Source organism: Streptomyces sp. NPDC088730 (assembly GCF_044751215.1).
Taxonomy (GTDB): Bacteria; Actinomycetota; Actinomycetes; order Streptomycetales; family Streptomycetaceae; genus Streptomyces.
In genome coordinates, this window is the sequence record NZ_JBIVLK010000009.1 from 140773 (window position 1) to 156696 (window position 15924).

A 15924-nucleotide genomic window follows, 5' to 3' on the forward strand; every position below is an offset into this window, starting at 1 on the left:
CCGTCAGCCGTTGCCGGCGTCGTCAGCCGTGCCAGGACCGCCACAGCGCCGCGTACGCGCCGTCCGCCGCCACCAGCTCGTCATGGCTGCCCAGCTCGCTGATCCGGCCCTCCTCGACGACCGCGATCACATCCGCGTCGTGCGCCGTGTGCAGCCGGTGCGCGATGGCCACGACCGTACGGCCGTCCAGCACCCGGGCCAGCGAGCGCTCCAGATGACGGGCCGCCCGCGGATCCAGCAGCGACGTCGCCTCGTCCAGCACCAGGGTGTGCGGGTCGGCCAGCACCAGCCGGGCCAGCGCTATCTGCTGCGCCTGCGCGGGAGTGAGCACCAGACCGCCGGAGCCGACCTCACGGTCCAGCCCCTCGTCCAGCGCGCGGGCCCAGCCGTCCGCGTCCACCGCGGCCAGCGACGCCCACAGCTCCGCGTCCTCCGCCCCGGCACGGGCGAGCAGCAGATTGTCCCGCAGCGTCCCCACGAACACATGGTGCTCCTGGTTCACCAGCGCGACGTGCGTACGCACGTGCTCCGCGGTCATCTGCGACAGCTGGGCACCGCCCAGCGAGACCTCACCCGTGCGCGGCGCGTAGATACCGGCCAGCAGCCGTCCCAGCGTCGACTTGCCCGCACCTGACGGGCCGACGAGCGCCAGCCGGGTGCCCGGAGCGACGTCCAGCGACACCTTGTGCAGGACGTCGAGCCCGGCCCGGTAGCCGAAGCGCACCTCGTCGGCCCGCACGTCCCGGCCGTCCGGCGCCACCGACGCGTCGCCCGCGTCCGGCTCGATCTCGCGGACCCCCACCAGCCGCGCCAGCGACACCTGGGCGACCTGCAACTCGTCGTACCAGCGCAGGATCAGGCCGATCGGGTCGACCATCATCTGGGCGAGCAGGGCACCCGTCGTCAGCTGCCCCACAGTGAGCCAGCCCTCGATCACGAACCAGCCCCCGAGCATCAGGACCGCGCCCAGGATCGTCACGTACGTGATGTTGATGACCGGGAACAGCACGGACCGCAGGAACAGCGTGTACCGCTCCCAGGCCGTCCACTCCTTGACCCGCTGGTCCGACAGCGCGACCCGGCGCGCACCCAGCCGGTGCGCCTCCACGGTCCGCCCGGCGTCCACCGTCTCCGCGAGCATGGCCGCGACCGCCGCGTAACCGGCGGCCTCCGAGCGGTACGCGGACGGTGCCCGGCGGAAGTACCAGCGGCAGCCGATGATCAGCACCGGCAGTGCGACGAGCACCGAGAGCGCCAGCGGGGGAGCGGTGACCGTGAGAGCGGCGAGCAGCAGACCCGCCCACACCACACCGATGGCCAGTTGCGGCACCGCCTCGCGCATGGCGTTGGCGAGCCGGTCGATGTCCGTGGTGATCCGCGAGAGCAGATCACCTGTTCCGGCCCGCTCCAGCACGCCGGGCGGCAGCCGGACAGAGCGCACGAGGAAGTCCTCGCGCAGATCTGCCAGCATCTCCTCACCGAGCATCGCGCTGCGCAGCCGCATCATCCGGGTGACCACGGTCTGGATGACCAGCGCGACGGCGAACACCGCGGCGGTGCGCTCCAGGTGGAGGTCGGTGACCCCGTCGGACAGGTCCTCGACGAGCCCGCCCAGCAGGTAGGGCCCGGCGATCGAGGCGACGACCGCGACCGTGTTGAGCAGGGTGACCACGATGAACGGCCGCCGGTGGCGCCGCATCAGCTCCCCGACGTAACTCCGTACGGTCGCGGGGGTGCCGACCGGCAGGGTGGTGGCCGACTCGGGCGCGGCCGGGTCGTAGGCCGGTGGTGCGAGGCCGGTCATGCCCTCTCCTCGATTTCCTCGTGGGTGTCGGTCGCGTGGACCTCTGCGTCCCCGTCCGGCGGGGCCGGGGCCTCGTCGTCGGTCTCGCGGGTGACGACCGCCCGGTACCGCGGTTCGCCGCTCAGCAGTTCACGGTGGGTGCCGACGGCCACCACCGTGCCCCGGTGGACCAGCGCCACCCGGTCCGCCAGGTCGAGCAGCAGCGGCGACGAGGCGAAGGCCACCGTCGTACGGTCCTTGCGCAGCGCCTTGATACCCGCGGCGACCCGGGCCTCCGTGTGCGAGTCGACCGCGGAGGTCGGCTCGTCGAGCACCAGCGCCTCCGGGTCGGTCACCAGCGACCGGGCCAGGGCGAGCCGTTGGCGCTGGCCGCCGGAGAGCGACCGGCCGCGCTCGGTGATCCGGGTGGTCATCGGATCGCCGCCGGAGTCGACGGACGCGTGCGCCAGGGCGCTCAGGACGTCGTCGCACTGGGCGGCCGACAGCGCGTCCCCGGCGGTCACCCGGCCGGACGACGGCACGTCCAGCAGCTCGCGCAGGGTGCCGGAGAGCAGTACCGGATCCTTGTCCTGGACCAGGACGGCGGTCCGGGCCGCGTCCAGTTCCAGTTCGTCCAAGGGGACTCCGCCGAGCAGCACGGACGGCACCTCGCGGTCCGTCCCGCCCTCGACGGCACCGTCCGTCGCCACCTCCGGCTGGGCGTGGCCGCCGAGCCGGTCCGCGAGCCGTCCCGCCTCGTCCGGGTCGCCGCAGACCACCGCGGTGAACAGGCCCTCGGGCGCCATCAGTCCGGTGACCGGGTCGTACAGGTCCCCGGCGGGCGCGGTGTCGAGCGTCGAGGGACGGGCGACCCGGCTCAGCGACAGCACCCGGACCGCGCGCTGCGCGGACGGCCGCGAGAAGGAGTACGCCATGGCGATCTCCTCGAAGTGGCGCAGCGGGAACAGCAGCAGCGTCGCCGCGCTGTACACGGTGACCAGCTGACCGACGTCGACCTTCCCGTCACGGGCCAGGGAGGCGCCGTACGTGACCAGCGCGATCAGCAGGACGCCCGGCAGCAGGACCTGGATCGCGGAGATCAGCGACCACATCCGCGCACTGCGGACGGCGGCCTCGCGGACCTCCTGCGAGGCCCGCCGGTAGCGGCCGAGGAACAGTTCCTCACCGCCGATACCGCGCAGCACCCGCAGCCCGGCCACGGTGTCGGAGGCCAGTTCGGTGGCCTTTCCGGCCTTCTCGCGCTGGAAGTCGGCTCGGCGGGTGGCCCGGGGGAGGAGCGGCAGCACGCCCAGCGCGAGCACCGGCAGGGCCAGCGCCACGAGTACGCCCAGCGAAGGCAGATACAGCACGAGGCCGACGCAGATGATGACCAGGGCGGCCGCGGCTGCCACGAACCGGGAGAGCGCCTCGACGAACCAGCCGATCTTCTCCACATCACCTGTCGACACCGCTACGACCTCGCCCGCGGCGACCCGGCGGGTCAGCGCGGAACCGAGCTCCGCGGTCTTGCGGGCCAGCAGCTGCTGGATCCGGGCGGCCGCGGTGATCCAGTTGGTGATGGCGGCCCGGTGGAGCATGGTGTCGCCCACCGAGATCAGCACGCCGAGCACCGCGATCAGCCCGCCGGCCAGCGCGAGCCGCCCGCCTGACCGGTCGACGACCGCCTGCACGGCGAACCCGACGGCGAGCGGCAGCCCGGCGATGGAGCACTGGTGCAGCAGGCCCCAGGACATGGCCTTGAGCTGTCCGCGGATCTGGTTGCGGCCGAGCCAGATCAGAAAGCGAGGGCCCGACCGGACGTCGGGATCGCCGGGATCCGGGTACGGAAGATCGCGAATGTGCATGACGTCCCAAAGATCGGAAGGAGCCGAGGTCCGCGAGGACCTCCAGAATCACGTGGACAGGAGCATGTGGGGGGACCAAACCGTCCAATCCTCGCGTCCGGCCCGGGGCGCGGCAAACCCTTTTACGCACGGGGACCGTGCGCACCGATGCCGGACAGGGGGGTAAAGATTCGGCACGCATTCGCCGCGGCCCGCACGGGTGGGCGGGGCCGGACGCCGTCGGATGCGACCATGGGCGGATGCATATAGCCGGTGCGGTACGAGTGGTGGTCCCGGCGGCCGCCTGCGCGGTCCTGCTCACGACCCTGACGTCATGCGGCGTGGACCAGGACGCGAAGAAGGGCGACGCCCGGTCCGCCGATGCCCCGAAGCCGAAGGACAAGGCGCAGACCACCGGCCTGAAGCGCATCCCGGACGTGGGCGACCGGTTGCAGTCGAAGATCCCGGACGACTCCCGTCAGGTCGTCGCCGTGTACGGAGAGGGCAAGAACTCCCCGGACTCCACGGTCGTGCTCTACACCAAGTCCGGCTCCACCTGGGACAAGGCGGCCGACTGGAAGGCCCACAACGGGAAGAAGGGCTGGGCCGACAACCACCACGAGGACGACAAGCGCAGCCCGGTCGGTGTCTTCACCCTCTCCGACGCGGGCGGCGTACTGACCGACCCGGGCGCCCGGCTCCCGTACACGCAGTCGGCGTCCATCCAGGCCCCGCGCTACTGGGCCAAGTCCCACTGGCACGACTTCGACTACGTCATCGCCATCGACTACAACCGCGTCAAGGGCACCCCTCCCAACGACCCGACGCGGCCCCAGGGGCAGACCAAGGGCGGCAGCATCTGGCTGCACATGGACCACGGCAGCGGCACCTCGGCCTGCGTGAGCCTGCCGAAGGCGGGCATGGAGAAGCTGCTGCGCACCCTCGACCCGAAGCAGCACCCGGTCGTCGTCATGGGCGACCGCGCGGCCCTTCAGACCTGACCGGGACCGGGCCTGGTCGCCCGCTCCAGCTCCATCAGCACCGAGTAGTACGAACGGCCCGTCGCCCGGTCCATGCCGATCTCGCACATCCGGTTGGCCGAGAGATAGGTGTCGTACTCCCGGGTGTTCACCCCTGCGGCCTCCTTCGCGGTCGCGGAGGCCGTCAGCTCCTCGTGCAGCATGCCTCGGTCGCCCGCGAATCCGCAGCAGGCGGCGTCGTCCGGGACCACGACCTCCCGGGCGCAGGCCTCCGCGACCGTGCGCAGGTGCGCCACGTCGCCCAGATGCTCCATCGAGCACGTCGGGTGCAGGACCGCGGAGCCGGTCCGGCGCAGCACCGTCAGCTCCGGAAGGAGCTCGTCGGCGGCCCAGACGAGTGAGTCGACGACGGTCAGTTCACGGTGCAACGCACGGTTGTCCTCGGTCAGATACGGCACCACCTCGTGGGCGATGCCCAGCGTGCAGGAGGAGGCGTCGACGACGAGCGGCAGCTTTCCGCCCGCGGTCCAGCCCCAGGCGGCCGCCACGATCCGGTTGGCCATCACGGCGTTCGCGGTGTCGTACCCCTTGGAGTGCCAGATCGTCGCGCAACAGGTTCCGGCGACGTCCTCGGGGATCCAGACCGGCTTTCCGGCCCGCGCGGAGACGGCGACCACGGCCTGCGGCAGGGACGGGAGGTGCTGTCCCTCCGGGCCGCCGAAGATGCGGTTGACGCAGGCCGGGTAGTAGACGGCGCTCGCTCCCGCCCTTGATGTGGGCGGCAGCTTGCGGGCGGCGGCTCCGGGGATCTCCGGCAGCCACGCGGGCATCAGATCGGGGCGCACGGCTCGCCGGGCGAGACCGGTGACGCCTTCGAGGAGGCGGTCGTCGATCCGGCTCGCCGCGGCGACCGCGAGCCGGGCCGCCGCCTCCACGGCGCGGAAGTTCTTCGCCGTGAGCGCGGCGATCCGCTCCTCGCGCGGGGAGTGCCGCTGGTGGCGGAAGCCCTTCATCATGGCGCCCGTGTCGATCCCGACCGGACAGGCGAGCTTGCAGGTGGAGTCGCCCGCGCAGGTGTCGACTGCGTCGTAGCCGTAGGAGTCGAGGAGTCCGGTCTCCACCGGAGAGCCGTCCGGCTGCCGCATCATCTCCCGTCGCAGCACGATGCGCTGGCGCGGTGACGTGGTCAGATCGTGGCTGGGGCAGGTCGGTTCGCAGAATCCGCACTCGATGCAGGGGTCGGCGACCGGCTCGACGCGCGGGATGGTCTTCAGTCCGCGCAGATGGGCCCTCGGGTCGCGGTCCAGGACGATCCGGGGCGCCAGCACGCCGTCGGGGTCGATGAGCTGCTTGGTCCGCCACATCAGTTCGGTCGCCCTCGGTCCCCACTCCAGCTCCAGGAAGGGCGCGATATTGCGGCCGGTGGCGTGTTCCGCCTTGAGTGATCCGTCGAACCGCTCCACGGTCAGCCGGCAGAAGTCCGCCATGAAGGCGGCGTACCGGTCTACGTCGGACGGCTTCGCCGCGTCGAAGGCGAGCAGGAAGTGCAGGTTGCCGTGGGCCGCGTGGCCCGCGACGGCGGCGTCGAAACCGTGCTCGGCCTGGAGCGCCAGCAGCGCCTCGCAGGCGTCGGCCAGCCGGGACGGCGGTACGGCGAAGTCCTCCGTGATCAGCGTCGTACCGGACGGCCGGGAACCGCCCACCGCGGTGACGAAGGCCTTGCGGGCCTTCCAGTAACCGGAGACGGTCTTCGCGTCCCGGGTGAACTCATTGGTGACAGAGGTGACGGGCCGGACCAGCTCCAGCCGGCGCACCACACCGGCCGCCGCCCGCTCGTACGCCTCCTGGCCCGCCTCGTCCGGCGCGCGGAACTCCACCAGCAGCGCCGCCGTCTCCTTCGGCAGCCCGGCCCAGTCGGCGGGGACCCCCTGGACGCTGACGGAGGCCCGCAGGGTGTTCCCGTCCATCAGCTCGACGGCGATGGCGCCCGCCTCGTTGAACAGCGGTACGGCGGCCGCCGCCGCGGTCAGGGACGGGAAGAAGAGCAGCGCGGTGGAGACGCGGCGGTCCAGCGGCAGCGTGTCGAAGACGACCTCGGAGATGAAGCCGAAGGTGCCCTCCGAGCCGACCATGAGCCCGCGCAGGATCTCCACGGGTGTCGTGCCGTCCAGGAAGGCGTCGAGCCGGTAGCCGTTGGTGTTCTTGATCTCGTACTTGGCCCGGATCCGGGCGGTGAGCGCGGCGTCGGCCTCGATCTCGGCCTTCAGCGCCAGCAGTCCCGCGCACAGCTGCGGCTCGGCGTGCGCCAGGTCCTCGTCCGCCGAGGGGTCGCCGGTGTCCACCACGGTGCCGCCGGGCAGCACGAAGGTCAGTGAGGACACGGTCCGGTACGAGTTGCGGCTGGTGCCCGCCGTCATCCCGGAGGCGTTGTTGGCGACGACCCCGCCGATCGTGCAGGCGATCGCGCTGGCCGGGTCGGGTCCGAGCAGCCGGCCGTGCCGGGCGAGGGTCGCGTTGGCCCGCATGATCGTCGTCCCCGGCCGGATGCGGGCCCGCGCCCCGCCGTCCAGGACCTCGATGCCCGCCCAGTGGTGCCGTACGTCGACGAGGATGTCTTCGCCCTGGGCCTGGCCGTTCAGGCTGGTGCCCGCGGCCCGGAAGACGACGTTGCGGCCCTTGCCGTGCGCGTACGACAGGATCGCGGAGACGTCGTCGATGTCCTCGGGGACCAGGACGACCTGGGGCACGAAGCGGTAGGGGCTGGCATCGGAGGCGTACCGCACCAGGTCGGAGATCTTCCACAGCACCTTCCGGGGCCCCAGCAGGGCGGTCAGCTCGCTCCGCATCGGCTCGGGTGTGCCCGGTGCCTGCCCGTCGGGCACCCGGTCGTGGGCGGGGCTGCGCATGGCCCCGGGGCTCAGGGCTTCCGGCTTCGGCTCCAGCAGCGGCATTCGAGGTCCCCTCGGCGGTTCGGTGGGGTGCTTCGCCCCTGGTCAGCAGTGGCGCTCCGGCATTCCGTCGACCAGAGCGGTCAGCAGTCCGCCGAGCACGTCACGCTGATCGGCGGTCAATGGAGCCAGGATCTCCTCCGCGGCCGCCCGGCGCCCGTTGCGCAGCGAGCGGAGGGTGGCGGTGCCCTCGTCGGTGATCTCGATCCGGACGACTCTGCGGCTGTCCGGATCGGGGATCCGGCGCACCCGGCCGCTGGCCTCCAGGCCGTCGACCAGGGTGGTGACGGCGCGCGGGACCACATCGAGGCGCTGCGCGAGATCCGCCATCCGTGGCGCGTGGTCGTACTGGGCGACGGTGCGCAGCAGCCGGAACTGCGCGGGAGTGATGCCGGCCGGCTCCAGCTGACGGCTCTGGATGCGCTGGAGCCTGCGGGTCAGCCGCAGCAGCTGTTCGGCGAGCAGACCGTCGGGGTCGGGGGAATCCATAGCAGGAACAATATCAGGACCTGGTTCATTGTGAGTGGAGGTAACAATGAGCTATGCTCCTATCTGCTGGACCGCTCGGAGCCGTACATCCCGTAAATCGCGGCAGGCCGTGGATCCGTACGGGGCCGCCGTCCCGGCCCGCCCCGGACCGTCGGCGCGCACGGCGTCGCGGGCGGTCGCAGCCCTCCTCTCCCTGTTGTCGCACGCCTGACGAAGGAGCCCATGAAACCCGACGAACCCACGTGGACACCCCCGCCCCCGGATGCCGAACAGCCGCCCGCCGAGCTGCGCCGCATCCTCCGCCTCTTCCATCCGTACCGCGGCCGCCTCGCGGTGGTCGGACTGCTCGTCGGCGCCTCGTCGCTGGTGTCGGTCGCCTCGCCGTTCCTGCTGCGCGAGATCCTCGACACCGCGATCCCGCAGGGGCGGACCGGCCTCCTGTCGCTGCTCGCGCTCGGCATGATCCTCACGGCCGTGATGAACAGCGTCTTCGGCGTGCTGCAGACCCTCATCTCCACCACGGTCGGCCAGCGCGTGATGCATGATCTGCGCACCGCGGTCTACACCCAGCTCCAGCGGATGCCGCTCGCCTTCTTCACCAGGACCCGCACCGGCGAGGTCCAGTCCCGGATCGCCAATGACATCGGAGGCATGCAGGCCACCGTCACCTCGACGGCGACCTCGCTGGTCTCCAACCTCACCGCGGTCATCGCCACCGTCGTCGCCATGGTCGCGCTCGACTGGCGGCTGACCATCGTCTCGCTGCTCCTGCTGCCGGTCTTCGTCTGGATCAGCCGCCGGGTCGGCCGGGAGCGCAAGAAGATCACCACCCAGCGGCAGAAGCAGATGGCCGCCATGGCGGCCACCGTCACCGAATCGCTCTCCGTCAGCGGCATCCTGCTCGGCCGCACGATGGGCCGTTCCGACTCGCTCACCAAGGGCTTCACCGAGGAGTCCGAGCGGCTGGTCGACCTCGAAGTGCGCTCCAGCATGGCCGGGCGCTGGCGGATGTCGACGATCGGCATCGTCATGGCCGCCATGCCGGCCGTCATCTACTGGGCCGCTGGCATCACCCTCCAGTCCGGCGGACCGGCCGTCTCCATCGGAACGCTCGTCGCCTTCGTCTCGCTCCAGCAGGGCCTGTTCCGGCCCGCCGTGAGCCTGCTCTCCACCGGCGTGCAGATGCAGACGTCCCTCGCGCTCTTCCAGCGGATCTTCGAATACCTCGACCTCACGGTGGACATCACCGAGCCGGAGAACCCGGTCCGGCTGGAGAAGATCCGCGGTGAGATCCGCTTCGAGAACGTCGACTTCAGCTATGACGAGAAGGGCGCGCCCACGCTCAGCGGTGTCGACGTGACGGTACCCGCCGGCGCCAGCCTGGCCGTCGTGGGCCCCACCGGCTCCGGCAAATCCACTCTCAGCTACCTGGTGCCCCGGCTGTACGACGTGTCCGGCGGACGGGTCACGCTCGACGGCGTCGATGTACGGGATCTGGACTTCGACACCCTCGCCAGGGCCATCGGGGTGGTCTCCCAGGAGACGTACCTCTTCCACGCCTCGGTCGCGGAGAACCTGCGCTTCGCCAAGCCGGATGCCACCGATGACGAGATCGAGGCGGCCGCCCGCGCGGCTCAGATCCACGACCACATCGCGTCGCTGCCCGACGGCTACGACACCCTGGTCGGTGAACGTGGCTACCGGTTCTCCGGTGGCGAGAAACAGCGCCTGGCCATCGCCCGGACGATCCTGCGCGACCCGCCGGTGCTGATCCTCGACGAGGCGACGAGCGCCCTCGACACCCGTACCGAATTCGCCGTGCAGGAGGCGATCGACGCGCTCTCCGCCGGACGCACCACGCTCACCATCGCGCACCGGCTGTCCACCGTGCGCGACGCGGACCAGATCGTCGTTCTGGACGGAGGGCGGACCGCCGAGCGCGGCAGTCACGAGGAACTGCTCGACCAGGACGGCCGCTATGCGGCTCTGGTCCGCAGGGACACCCAGCTCGCCCCGGCGGCGGGCTGACGGGCCGGCGGACACGCCGAGCGCGTGAACGAACTTGTTCGTTACGAACGCGTTCGTTATGGTGGCTGTGTGCCCCTCGCCGTTCTGTCGCCGCCGGGGGAGCCGGCGCCCGGAAACCCTGCGGCCGGCATTCCCGACGAGCCGGAGGTATCACCATGAGCACCGCGCACCACCCCATCGCGATCATCGGCGCCGGTCTCGGCGGCCTCACGCTCGCCCGCGTACTGCACGTGAACGGGATCGAGGCGGCGGTCTTCGACCTGGAGGCCGACCGGAGCGCCCGTACCCAGGGCGGCATGCTCGACATCCACCAGGATTCGGGCCAGATGGCCCTGCGCGCCGCCGGCCTGCACGAGCTGTTCCGGGAGAAGGTCCACCCGGGCGGCGAAGCCATGCGGGTCCTGGACAAGCACGCCCGGGTGCTGCTTGAGGAAGCGGACGACGGTTCCGGCGACCGTCCCGAGATCGACCGGGGTGACCTCCGCGATCTGCTGCTCGACTCGCTGCCCGAGGACACCGTGCGCTGGGGCAGCAGGATCACCGGCGCCGCGCCCACCGCCGACGGAGAGCACGAGGTGACGCTCGCGGACGGCACCTCCTTCACGGCCGGACTGCTCGTCGGGGCGGACGGCGCATGGTCCCGTATCCGTCCGCTGCTCTCCGATGCCCTCCCCGCCTACACCGGCGTCTCCTTCGTGGAAATGGACCTCTTCGAAGCCGATGCCTGCCATCCCGAGTGTGCCGAGCTCATCGGCGGCGGGATGTTCTTCGCGCTCGGTGACAACAAGGGATTCCTCGCGCACCGCGAATCCGACGGCAGCCTTCACGTCTACGCCGGGCTGCGCGCCGCCGAGGACGGGCTGTCGGCGATCGACTTCACCGACGCCGAAGCCTCCAAGGCCGCCATCGTCCAGCGCTTCGCGGACTGGGCGCCCGGCCTCCGGCGGCTGATCACCGACGCCGACGGCCTGCTGGTGCCGCGCCTCATCCACGCACTTCCCGCAGGGCACCACTGGAAGCGCACTCCGGGCGTCACCCTGCTCGGTGACGCCGCACACCTGATGTCGCCCTTCGCGGGCGAAGGCGCCAACCTCGCCATGATCGACGGCGCCGATCTGGGCCTGGCGCTCGCCGCTCACCCGGGAGACATCGAGGCGGCCCTGACCGCCTACGAGGAACCCCTCTTCGTGCGCAGCGCGAAGAGCGCCCAGGAATCCGCCGAGGGCCTGGAAATGATCTTCAATGACCGGGCGCCGCAGCCGCTCGTCGACATGTTCACCTCGTACACCGCGGAGTGAACCCCGGCCCGCGGGCCCCACGACGGCGCCGCCGCTCCCGTGCGACCGGAAGCGGCGGCGCGGGGTGCCCAGGGAGTGGACGGGCGCGGGATAGCGTGCCCGCATGGTGAACGAGTCCCCGGACACCCCGCCCCCTCGCAAGCTCCGCCCGACCCGGCGCGGCCGGCTGGCGCTGCTCATCGGCGCCGTGCTCGTCCTCGTGGTGGCGGCCGCCGTACTCGTACCGCTGCTGACGCGGGAGCAGGGGAGCGGGCGGACCCGTTCGCTCCTGGTCCCCGAGGGGTGGCGGGCCTCCCAGGTGTACACGGCCGTCGACAAGGTGCTCGACAAGCCGTCCGGCACCACGGAGAAGGCTGTCGCGACGGCCGACCTGCCCCTCCCGGCGGCGGCGAAGGGCAACCCAGAGGGCTACCTCTTCCCGGCGACGTACCCCGTCACCTCCGGCACCACCCCGGAGAGCCTGCTGCGCTACATGGTGGACACGGCGGTCAAGCGGTTCGGCGCGGACCACATCACGGCCGGGGCGCAGCGCAACGGCGTCACGGTCTACCAGACGGTGGCGATCGCCAGCATCGTGCAGGCGGAGGCGGACACCGAGCCGGACATGGGCAAGGTGGCCCGGGTCGTGCACAACCGGCTGGCGCGCGACATGCCGCTCCAGATGGACTCCACGCTCAACTACGCGCTGGACCGCAGCACTCTGGACACCACCACGGGCGACACGAAGATCGACAGCCCGTACAACAGCTACGAGCGCAAGGGGCTGCCGCCCACCCCCATCGGCAATCCGGGGGAGCAGGCGATGGCCGCCGCGATCAGCCCCACCCCGGGCCCCTGGCTCTACTTCGTCACCGTCGCGCCGGGCGACACCCGATTCACCGCCGACTACGCGGAGCAGCAGCGCAACGTCGCGGAGTTCAACCGCAACCGCCGCGGCGGCTGAGCAGCAATTGGGGCCCCGGTCCCGGTGCGGCGGGCGGGCTCAGGGTCTCCGTCGTGTTGTGCTTGGCGTGTTCAGGCTCTCCGTCGTGTTGCGGTGGGCTTGTTGAGGCTCCCAGCCGTGGCGCGGTCGGCCCGCTCAGGCCCGCCACCTCGGTGCGGCGGGCACGCTCAGGCCGCGGACTCCGCTCGTTCGGCGGCCGGACCGGTGTGCTCCAGCAGCTGTCCGACCGCCCGTGCGGCGGTCCGCCCCGCGCGGTTGGCGCCGATCGTGCTGGCGGACGGGCCGTAGCCGACGAGCTGGACGCGTTCGTCGCGTACCGCCTGAGTCCCCTCGACCCGGATACCGCCACCCGGCTCGCGCAGTCTCAACGGAGCGAGGTGGTCGACGGCGGGCCGGAATCCGGTCGCCCAGAGGATCACATCCGCCTCGACGGTGCGGCCGTCCTCCCAGACGACACCGTCCGGTGTGATCCGGTCGAACATCGGCAGGCGGTCGAGCACCCCCGACTCGCGGGCGCGCCGGACCGCGTCGGTGACCGGCAGCCCGGTCACGCTCACCACGCTCTGCGGAGGCAGCCCGCGCCGCACCCGGTCCGCCACCATAGCGACGGCCGCCCGCCCCAGCTCCGCGTCGAACGGGCCCTCGCGGAAGACCGGTGGTCTGCGCGTCACCCAGTGCGTGTCCGCGGCCACCTCGGCGATCTCCATCAGATGCTGGGTACCGGAGGCCCCGCCGCCCACCACGACGACCCGCAGTCCGGCGAACCCGGCGGGCCCCGGATAGTTCGCCGTGTGCAGCTGGCGGCCCCGGAAGGTGTCCTGGCCGGGGTAGCGCGGCCAGAACGGACGGTCCCAGGTCCCCGTGGCGTTGATCAGCGCGCGAGTCGCGTATACACCTTCGGACGTCTCGACGAGCAGCCGCCCGCCGTCACCCTCGCGCACCGCGCTCACCTCCACCGGCCGGTGCACCCGGAGGCCGAAGGCGCGCTCGTACGAGTCGAAGTACTCACCGATGACCTCGGAGGAGGGCCTGCTGTCATCGGCGCCGGTCAGCTCCATGCCGGGCAGCGCGTGCATGCCGTGCACCTTGCCGTACGTCAGCGACGGCCAGCGGAACTGCCAGGCGCCACCCGGGCGCGGGGCGTGGTCGAGCACCACGAAATCGCGGTCCGGCTCCAGGCCCGTACGGCGCAGGTGGTAGGCGGCGGACAGACCCGCCTGCCCGGCGCCCACCACCACGACGTCCACTGAGTGCACCCCGATGTTGTTCACGCTTCTACCAACTACGCGGGGCGCGTGGATCTTCCCGGGCCCGTCGATTCCCGGGCCCGTCGAGGGGTTCAGCGCCCCCCGGCGATCAGCAGCGGTGCGCCACCCGGAGCGGAGGCCGGACGGCCGTTGGCCGCCGGGACCGCGGAGAGCGGGGACGCCGGGACCGTCGACAGCAGTCCCCGGGCCGCCAGCTCCGGAGTGACGCCCTCTCCGAACCAGTACGCCTCCTCCAGATGCGGGTATCCGGAGAGCACGAAGTGCTCCACCCCCAGGGCGTGGTATTCCTCGATCCGGTCCGCGACCTCGGCGTGGCTGCCGACCAGCGCGGTGCCCGCACCGCCCCGCACCAGACCGACACCGGCCCACAGATTGGGCGCGATCTCCAGCTTGTCGCGCGAGCCCCCGTGCAAGGCCAGCATCCGCTGCTGCCCCACGGACTCGCTCCGCCCCAGCGCCTGCTGCGCCGCGGCGACCGTGTCGGCGTCGAGATCGCCCAGCAGCCGGTCGGCGGTCGCCCACGCCTCGCGCGACGAGTCGCGCGAGATGGTGTGCAGCCGGATCCCGAACCGCACGGTGCGGCCCTGCTCCTCGGCGAGCCCCTTGATCCAGTCGATCTTCTTCTTCACGTCCGCCGGCGGCTCGCCCCAGGTCAGATAGACATCGGCGTGCGCGGCCGCGACCGGTCCGGCCGCCGCCGAGGACCCACCGAAGAAGATCTCCGGCAGCGGGTCCGGCGGCAGGGCCGTCAGCCCGCCCTCCACCTGGTAGTGCTCACCGTCGAAGTCGAACGGCCGGCCGCTCCACGCACCCCGCACCACCGACAGGAACTCCGCGGTCCTCGCGTAGCGCCGGTCGTGGTCCAGATGGTCACCGAACCTCCGCTGCTCCGTGGAGTCGCCGCCCGTCACGACGTTGAGCAGCAGCCGCCCCCGGGTGATCCGCTGATACGTCGCGGCCATCTGTGCGGCGAGGACCGGCGAGATCACCCCCGGCCGGAACGCCACCAGGAACTTCAGCCGCTCGGTGTGCTGGGCCAGCGCCACCGTCGTGAGCCAGGCGTCCTCGCACCAGGTCCCGGTCGGCGTCAGCACGGCCTCGAACCCCAACTGCTCGGCGGCCTTGGCGATCTGCGCCAGGTACTCGATGTCGGGCGCGCGCACCCCGCTGACCGGAGTGATCCGGTCCCGCTTGATCCCGCCGTCGGTGTACGCGTGCCGGTCGACGAGCGTGCGCCCGTCGCCGCCCGTGGGCAGGAACCAGTGCAGGTGGACGTTCATGAGGTGGCCTTTCCGTACGAGCGCGGGGTTGCGGAGGACGCGGGGAGGTCGCGGTTGAAGCGGGTGTCGACGTAGTCCTTGAAGACGAAGCGGTGCGGGATGAGCTTCAGTTCCGCGAAGGTGTCCGCGATCTCCTGCTCCGAGGCGATCGCGGCCGGATCGATGGCGACGGGGACCCTGGTACCGGCCGTCAGCTTCACCGCGTCCAGCGCCACCTCGTACGGCAGCCCGGTCTCCTTCGCCCAGACCTTCGCCCAGGCGTCGGGGTGCTTGAACACCCAGCTCTGCGCCCGGTTCAGCCGGACGAGCAGATCACCGATGGCCTTGGACTTCCCGGGTTCCTTGAGCGCCGCGGGCGAGGCGACCTGGAACCCGAGACCGTTGACGACCCCTTCGCCCGTCGTCAGGACCCGCGCCTTCCCGCCGCGCAGCACCTGCGAGGTGTACGGGTCCCAGATCGCCCAGGCGTCGACCTTGCCCCGGGTGAACGCGGCCAGCGCGTCAGCCGGCTGAAGGTACTTCAGCTTCACGTCCGAGAGGCTGAGCCCCGCCTTCTTCAGCGAGCTGATCAGCTGGAAGTGGGCGGAGCTGCCCTGGGCCACAGCGATCGACTTGCCCTTCAGCCGGGCCGGGCTCCGCAGCGGCGAGTCCTTGGGGACCACGATCGCCTCACCGGCCGACGAGCCGTGCGTGGCGCCCACCACCACGATCTTGGAACCTGCGCCGGCGGCGAACACCGGCGGGGTGTTGCCGACCCCGCCGATATCGACGGCCCCTGCGTTGACCGCTTCGAGTAGTGGCGGTCCGGAGGTGAAGGTGGACCATTTGATGCGGTAGCCGAGATCGTCCAGCTCTCCGGAGGCGCGCAGAATGGCTTCGTAACCACCCTTCTGGTCACCGATGTTGAGCGTGACGCTGCCCTCGCCGTCGGTGCTGCCCGCCGTGGAGGCGGAGCTCGCGCCACCGCAGGCGGTGAGCAGCAGGGCAAGGGGGAGCAGGAGCGCGGGCAGGGTACGGCGGTTCATATCGTCTCTCTCCGGACAGGGGGTTCGGCGGGCTGAGG

Annotated in this window: 11 protein-coding genes; 4 read left to right on the forward strand and 7 right to left on the reverse strand. The window is 71.6% G+C overall.

What is annotated here, in order from left to right; translation table 11 throughout:
- Positions 1-22: 22 nt before the first annotated feature.
- Both ACIP89_RS25765 and ACIP89_RS25770 read right to left on the reverse strand, forming a co-directional pair.
- Complete coding sequence (locus ACIP89_RS25765) at positions 23-1804, reverse strand: ABC transporter ATP-binding protein (protein ID WP_402116965.1); 1782 nt, start codon at positions 1802-1804, stop codon at positions 23-25.
- Positions 1801-3648, reverse strand: coding sequence for an ABC transporter transmembrane domain-containing protein (locus ACIP89_RS25770; RefSeq protein ID WP_402116967.1), 1848 nt, complete (start codon positions 3646-3648; stop codon positions 1801-1803). Before ACIP89_RS25770 ends, ACIP89_RS25765 begins: the two co-directional genes overlap by 4 nt.
- A gap of 263 nt (positions 3649-3911) precedes the next feature.
- Here ACIP89_RS25770 and ACIP89_RS25775 point away from each other — a divergent pair, with 263 nt between their 5' ends.
- Positions 3912-4628, forward strand: coding sequence for a hypothetical protein (locus ACIP89_RS25775; protein WP_401930746.1), 717 nt, complete (start codon positions 3912-3914; stop codon positions 4626-4628).
- On the opposite strand, the gene ACIP89_RS25780 is transcribed toward ACIP89_RS25775, so the two are convergent.
- Together ACIP89_RS25780 and ACIP89_RS25785 are read right to left on the reverse strand one after the other, a co-directional pair.
- Entirely contained in the window at positions 4619-7558 is a 2940-nt protein-coding gene (locus ACIP89_RS25780; protein WP_402116969.1) for an FAD-binding and (Fe-S)-binding domain-containing protein, read from the reverse strand. The genes ACIP89_RS25775 and ACIP89_RS25780 overlap by 10 nt on opposite strands.
- 42 nt (positions 7559-7600) lie before the next feature.
- A complete protein-coding gene (locus ACIP89_RS25785) occupies positions 7601-8044 on the reverse strand; it encodes a MarR family winged helix-turn-helix transcriptional regulator (RefSeq protein ID WP_402116970.1) in 444 nt (147 codons plus the stop codon).
- Between the two features lie 222 nt (positions 8045-8266).
- Here ACIP89_RS25785 and ACIP89_RS25790 point away from each other — a divergent pair, with 222 nt between their 5' ends.
- The 3 genes from ACIP89_RS25790 (at position 8267) to mltG (ending at position 12313) form a co-directional block, all read left to right on the forward strand.
- Positions 8267-10072, forward strand: coding sequence for an ABC transporter ATP-binding protein (locus tag ACIP89_RS25790; protein WP_401928779.1), 1806 nt, complete (start codon positions 8267-8269; stop codon positions 10070-10072).
- A 155-nt stretch (positions 10073-10227) separates the two neighbouring features.
- On the forward strand, positions 10228-11370 hold the full coding sequence (locus tag ACIP89_RS25795) for an FAD-dependent oxidoreductase (protein ID WP_402116972.1): 1143 nt from the start codon (positions 10228-10230) through the stop codon (positions 11368-11370).
- A gap of 103 nt (positions 11371-11473) precedes the next feature.
- Positions 11474-12313, forward strand: a complete 840-nt coding sequence (gene mltG, locus ACIP89_RS25800) for an endolytic transglycosylase MltG (RefSeq protein WP_401930630.1) — start codon at positions 11474-11476, stop codon at positions 12311-12313.
- Between the two features lie 167 nt (positions 12314-12480).
- Here the strand turns inward: mltG and ACIP89_RS25805 are convergent, their stop codons facing one another.
- The 3 genes from ACIP89_RS25805 to ACIP89_RS25815 form a co-directional block, all read right to left on the reverse strand.
- Entirely contained in the window at positions 12481-13569 is a 1089-nt protein-coding gene (locus tag ACIP89_RS25805; RefSeq protein WP_402117072.1) for an NAD(P)-binding domain-containing protein, read from the reverse strand.
- A gap of 83 nt (positions 13570-13652) precedes the next feature.
- On the reverse strand, positions 13653-14861 hold the full coding sequence (locus ACIP89_RS25810) for an LLM class flavin-dependent oxidoreductase (RefSeq protein WP_401928784.1): 1209 nt from the start codon (positions 14859-14861) through the stop codon (positions 13653-13655).
- On the reverse strand, positions 14858-15886 hold the full coding sequence (locus tag ACIP89_RS25815) for an ABC transporter substrate-binding protein (protein WP_401928786.1): 1029 nt from the start codon (positions 15884-15886) through the stop codon (positions 14858-14860). Before ACIP89_RS25815 ends, ACIP89_RS25810 begins: the two co-directional genes overlap by 4 nt.
- Between the last annotated feature and the right edge of the window lie 38 nt (positions 15887-15924).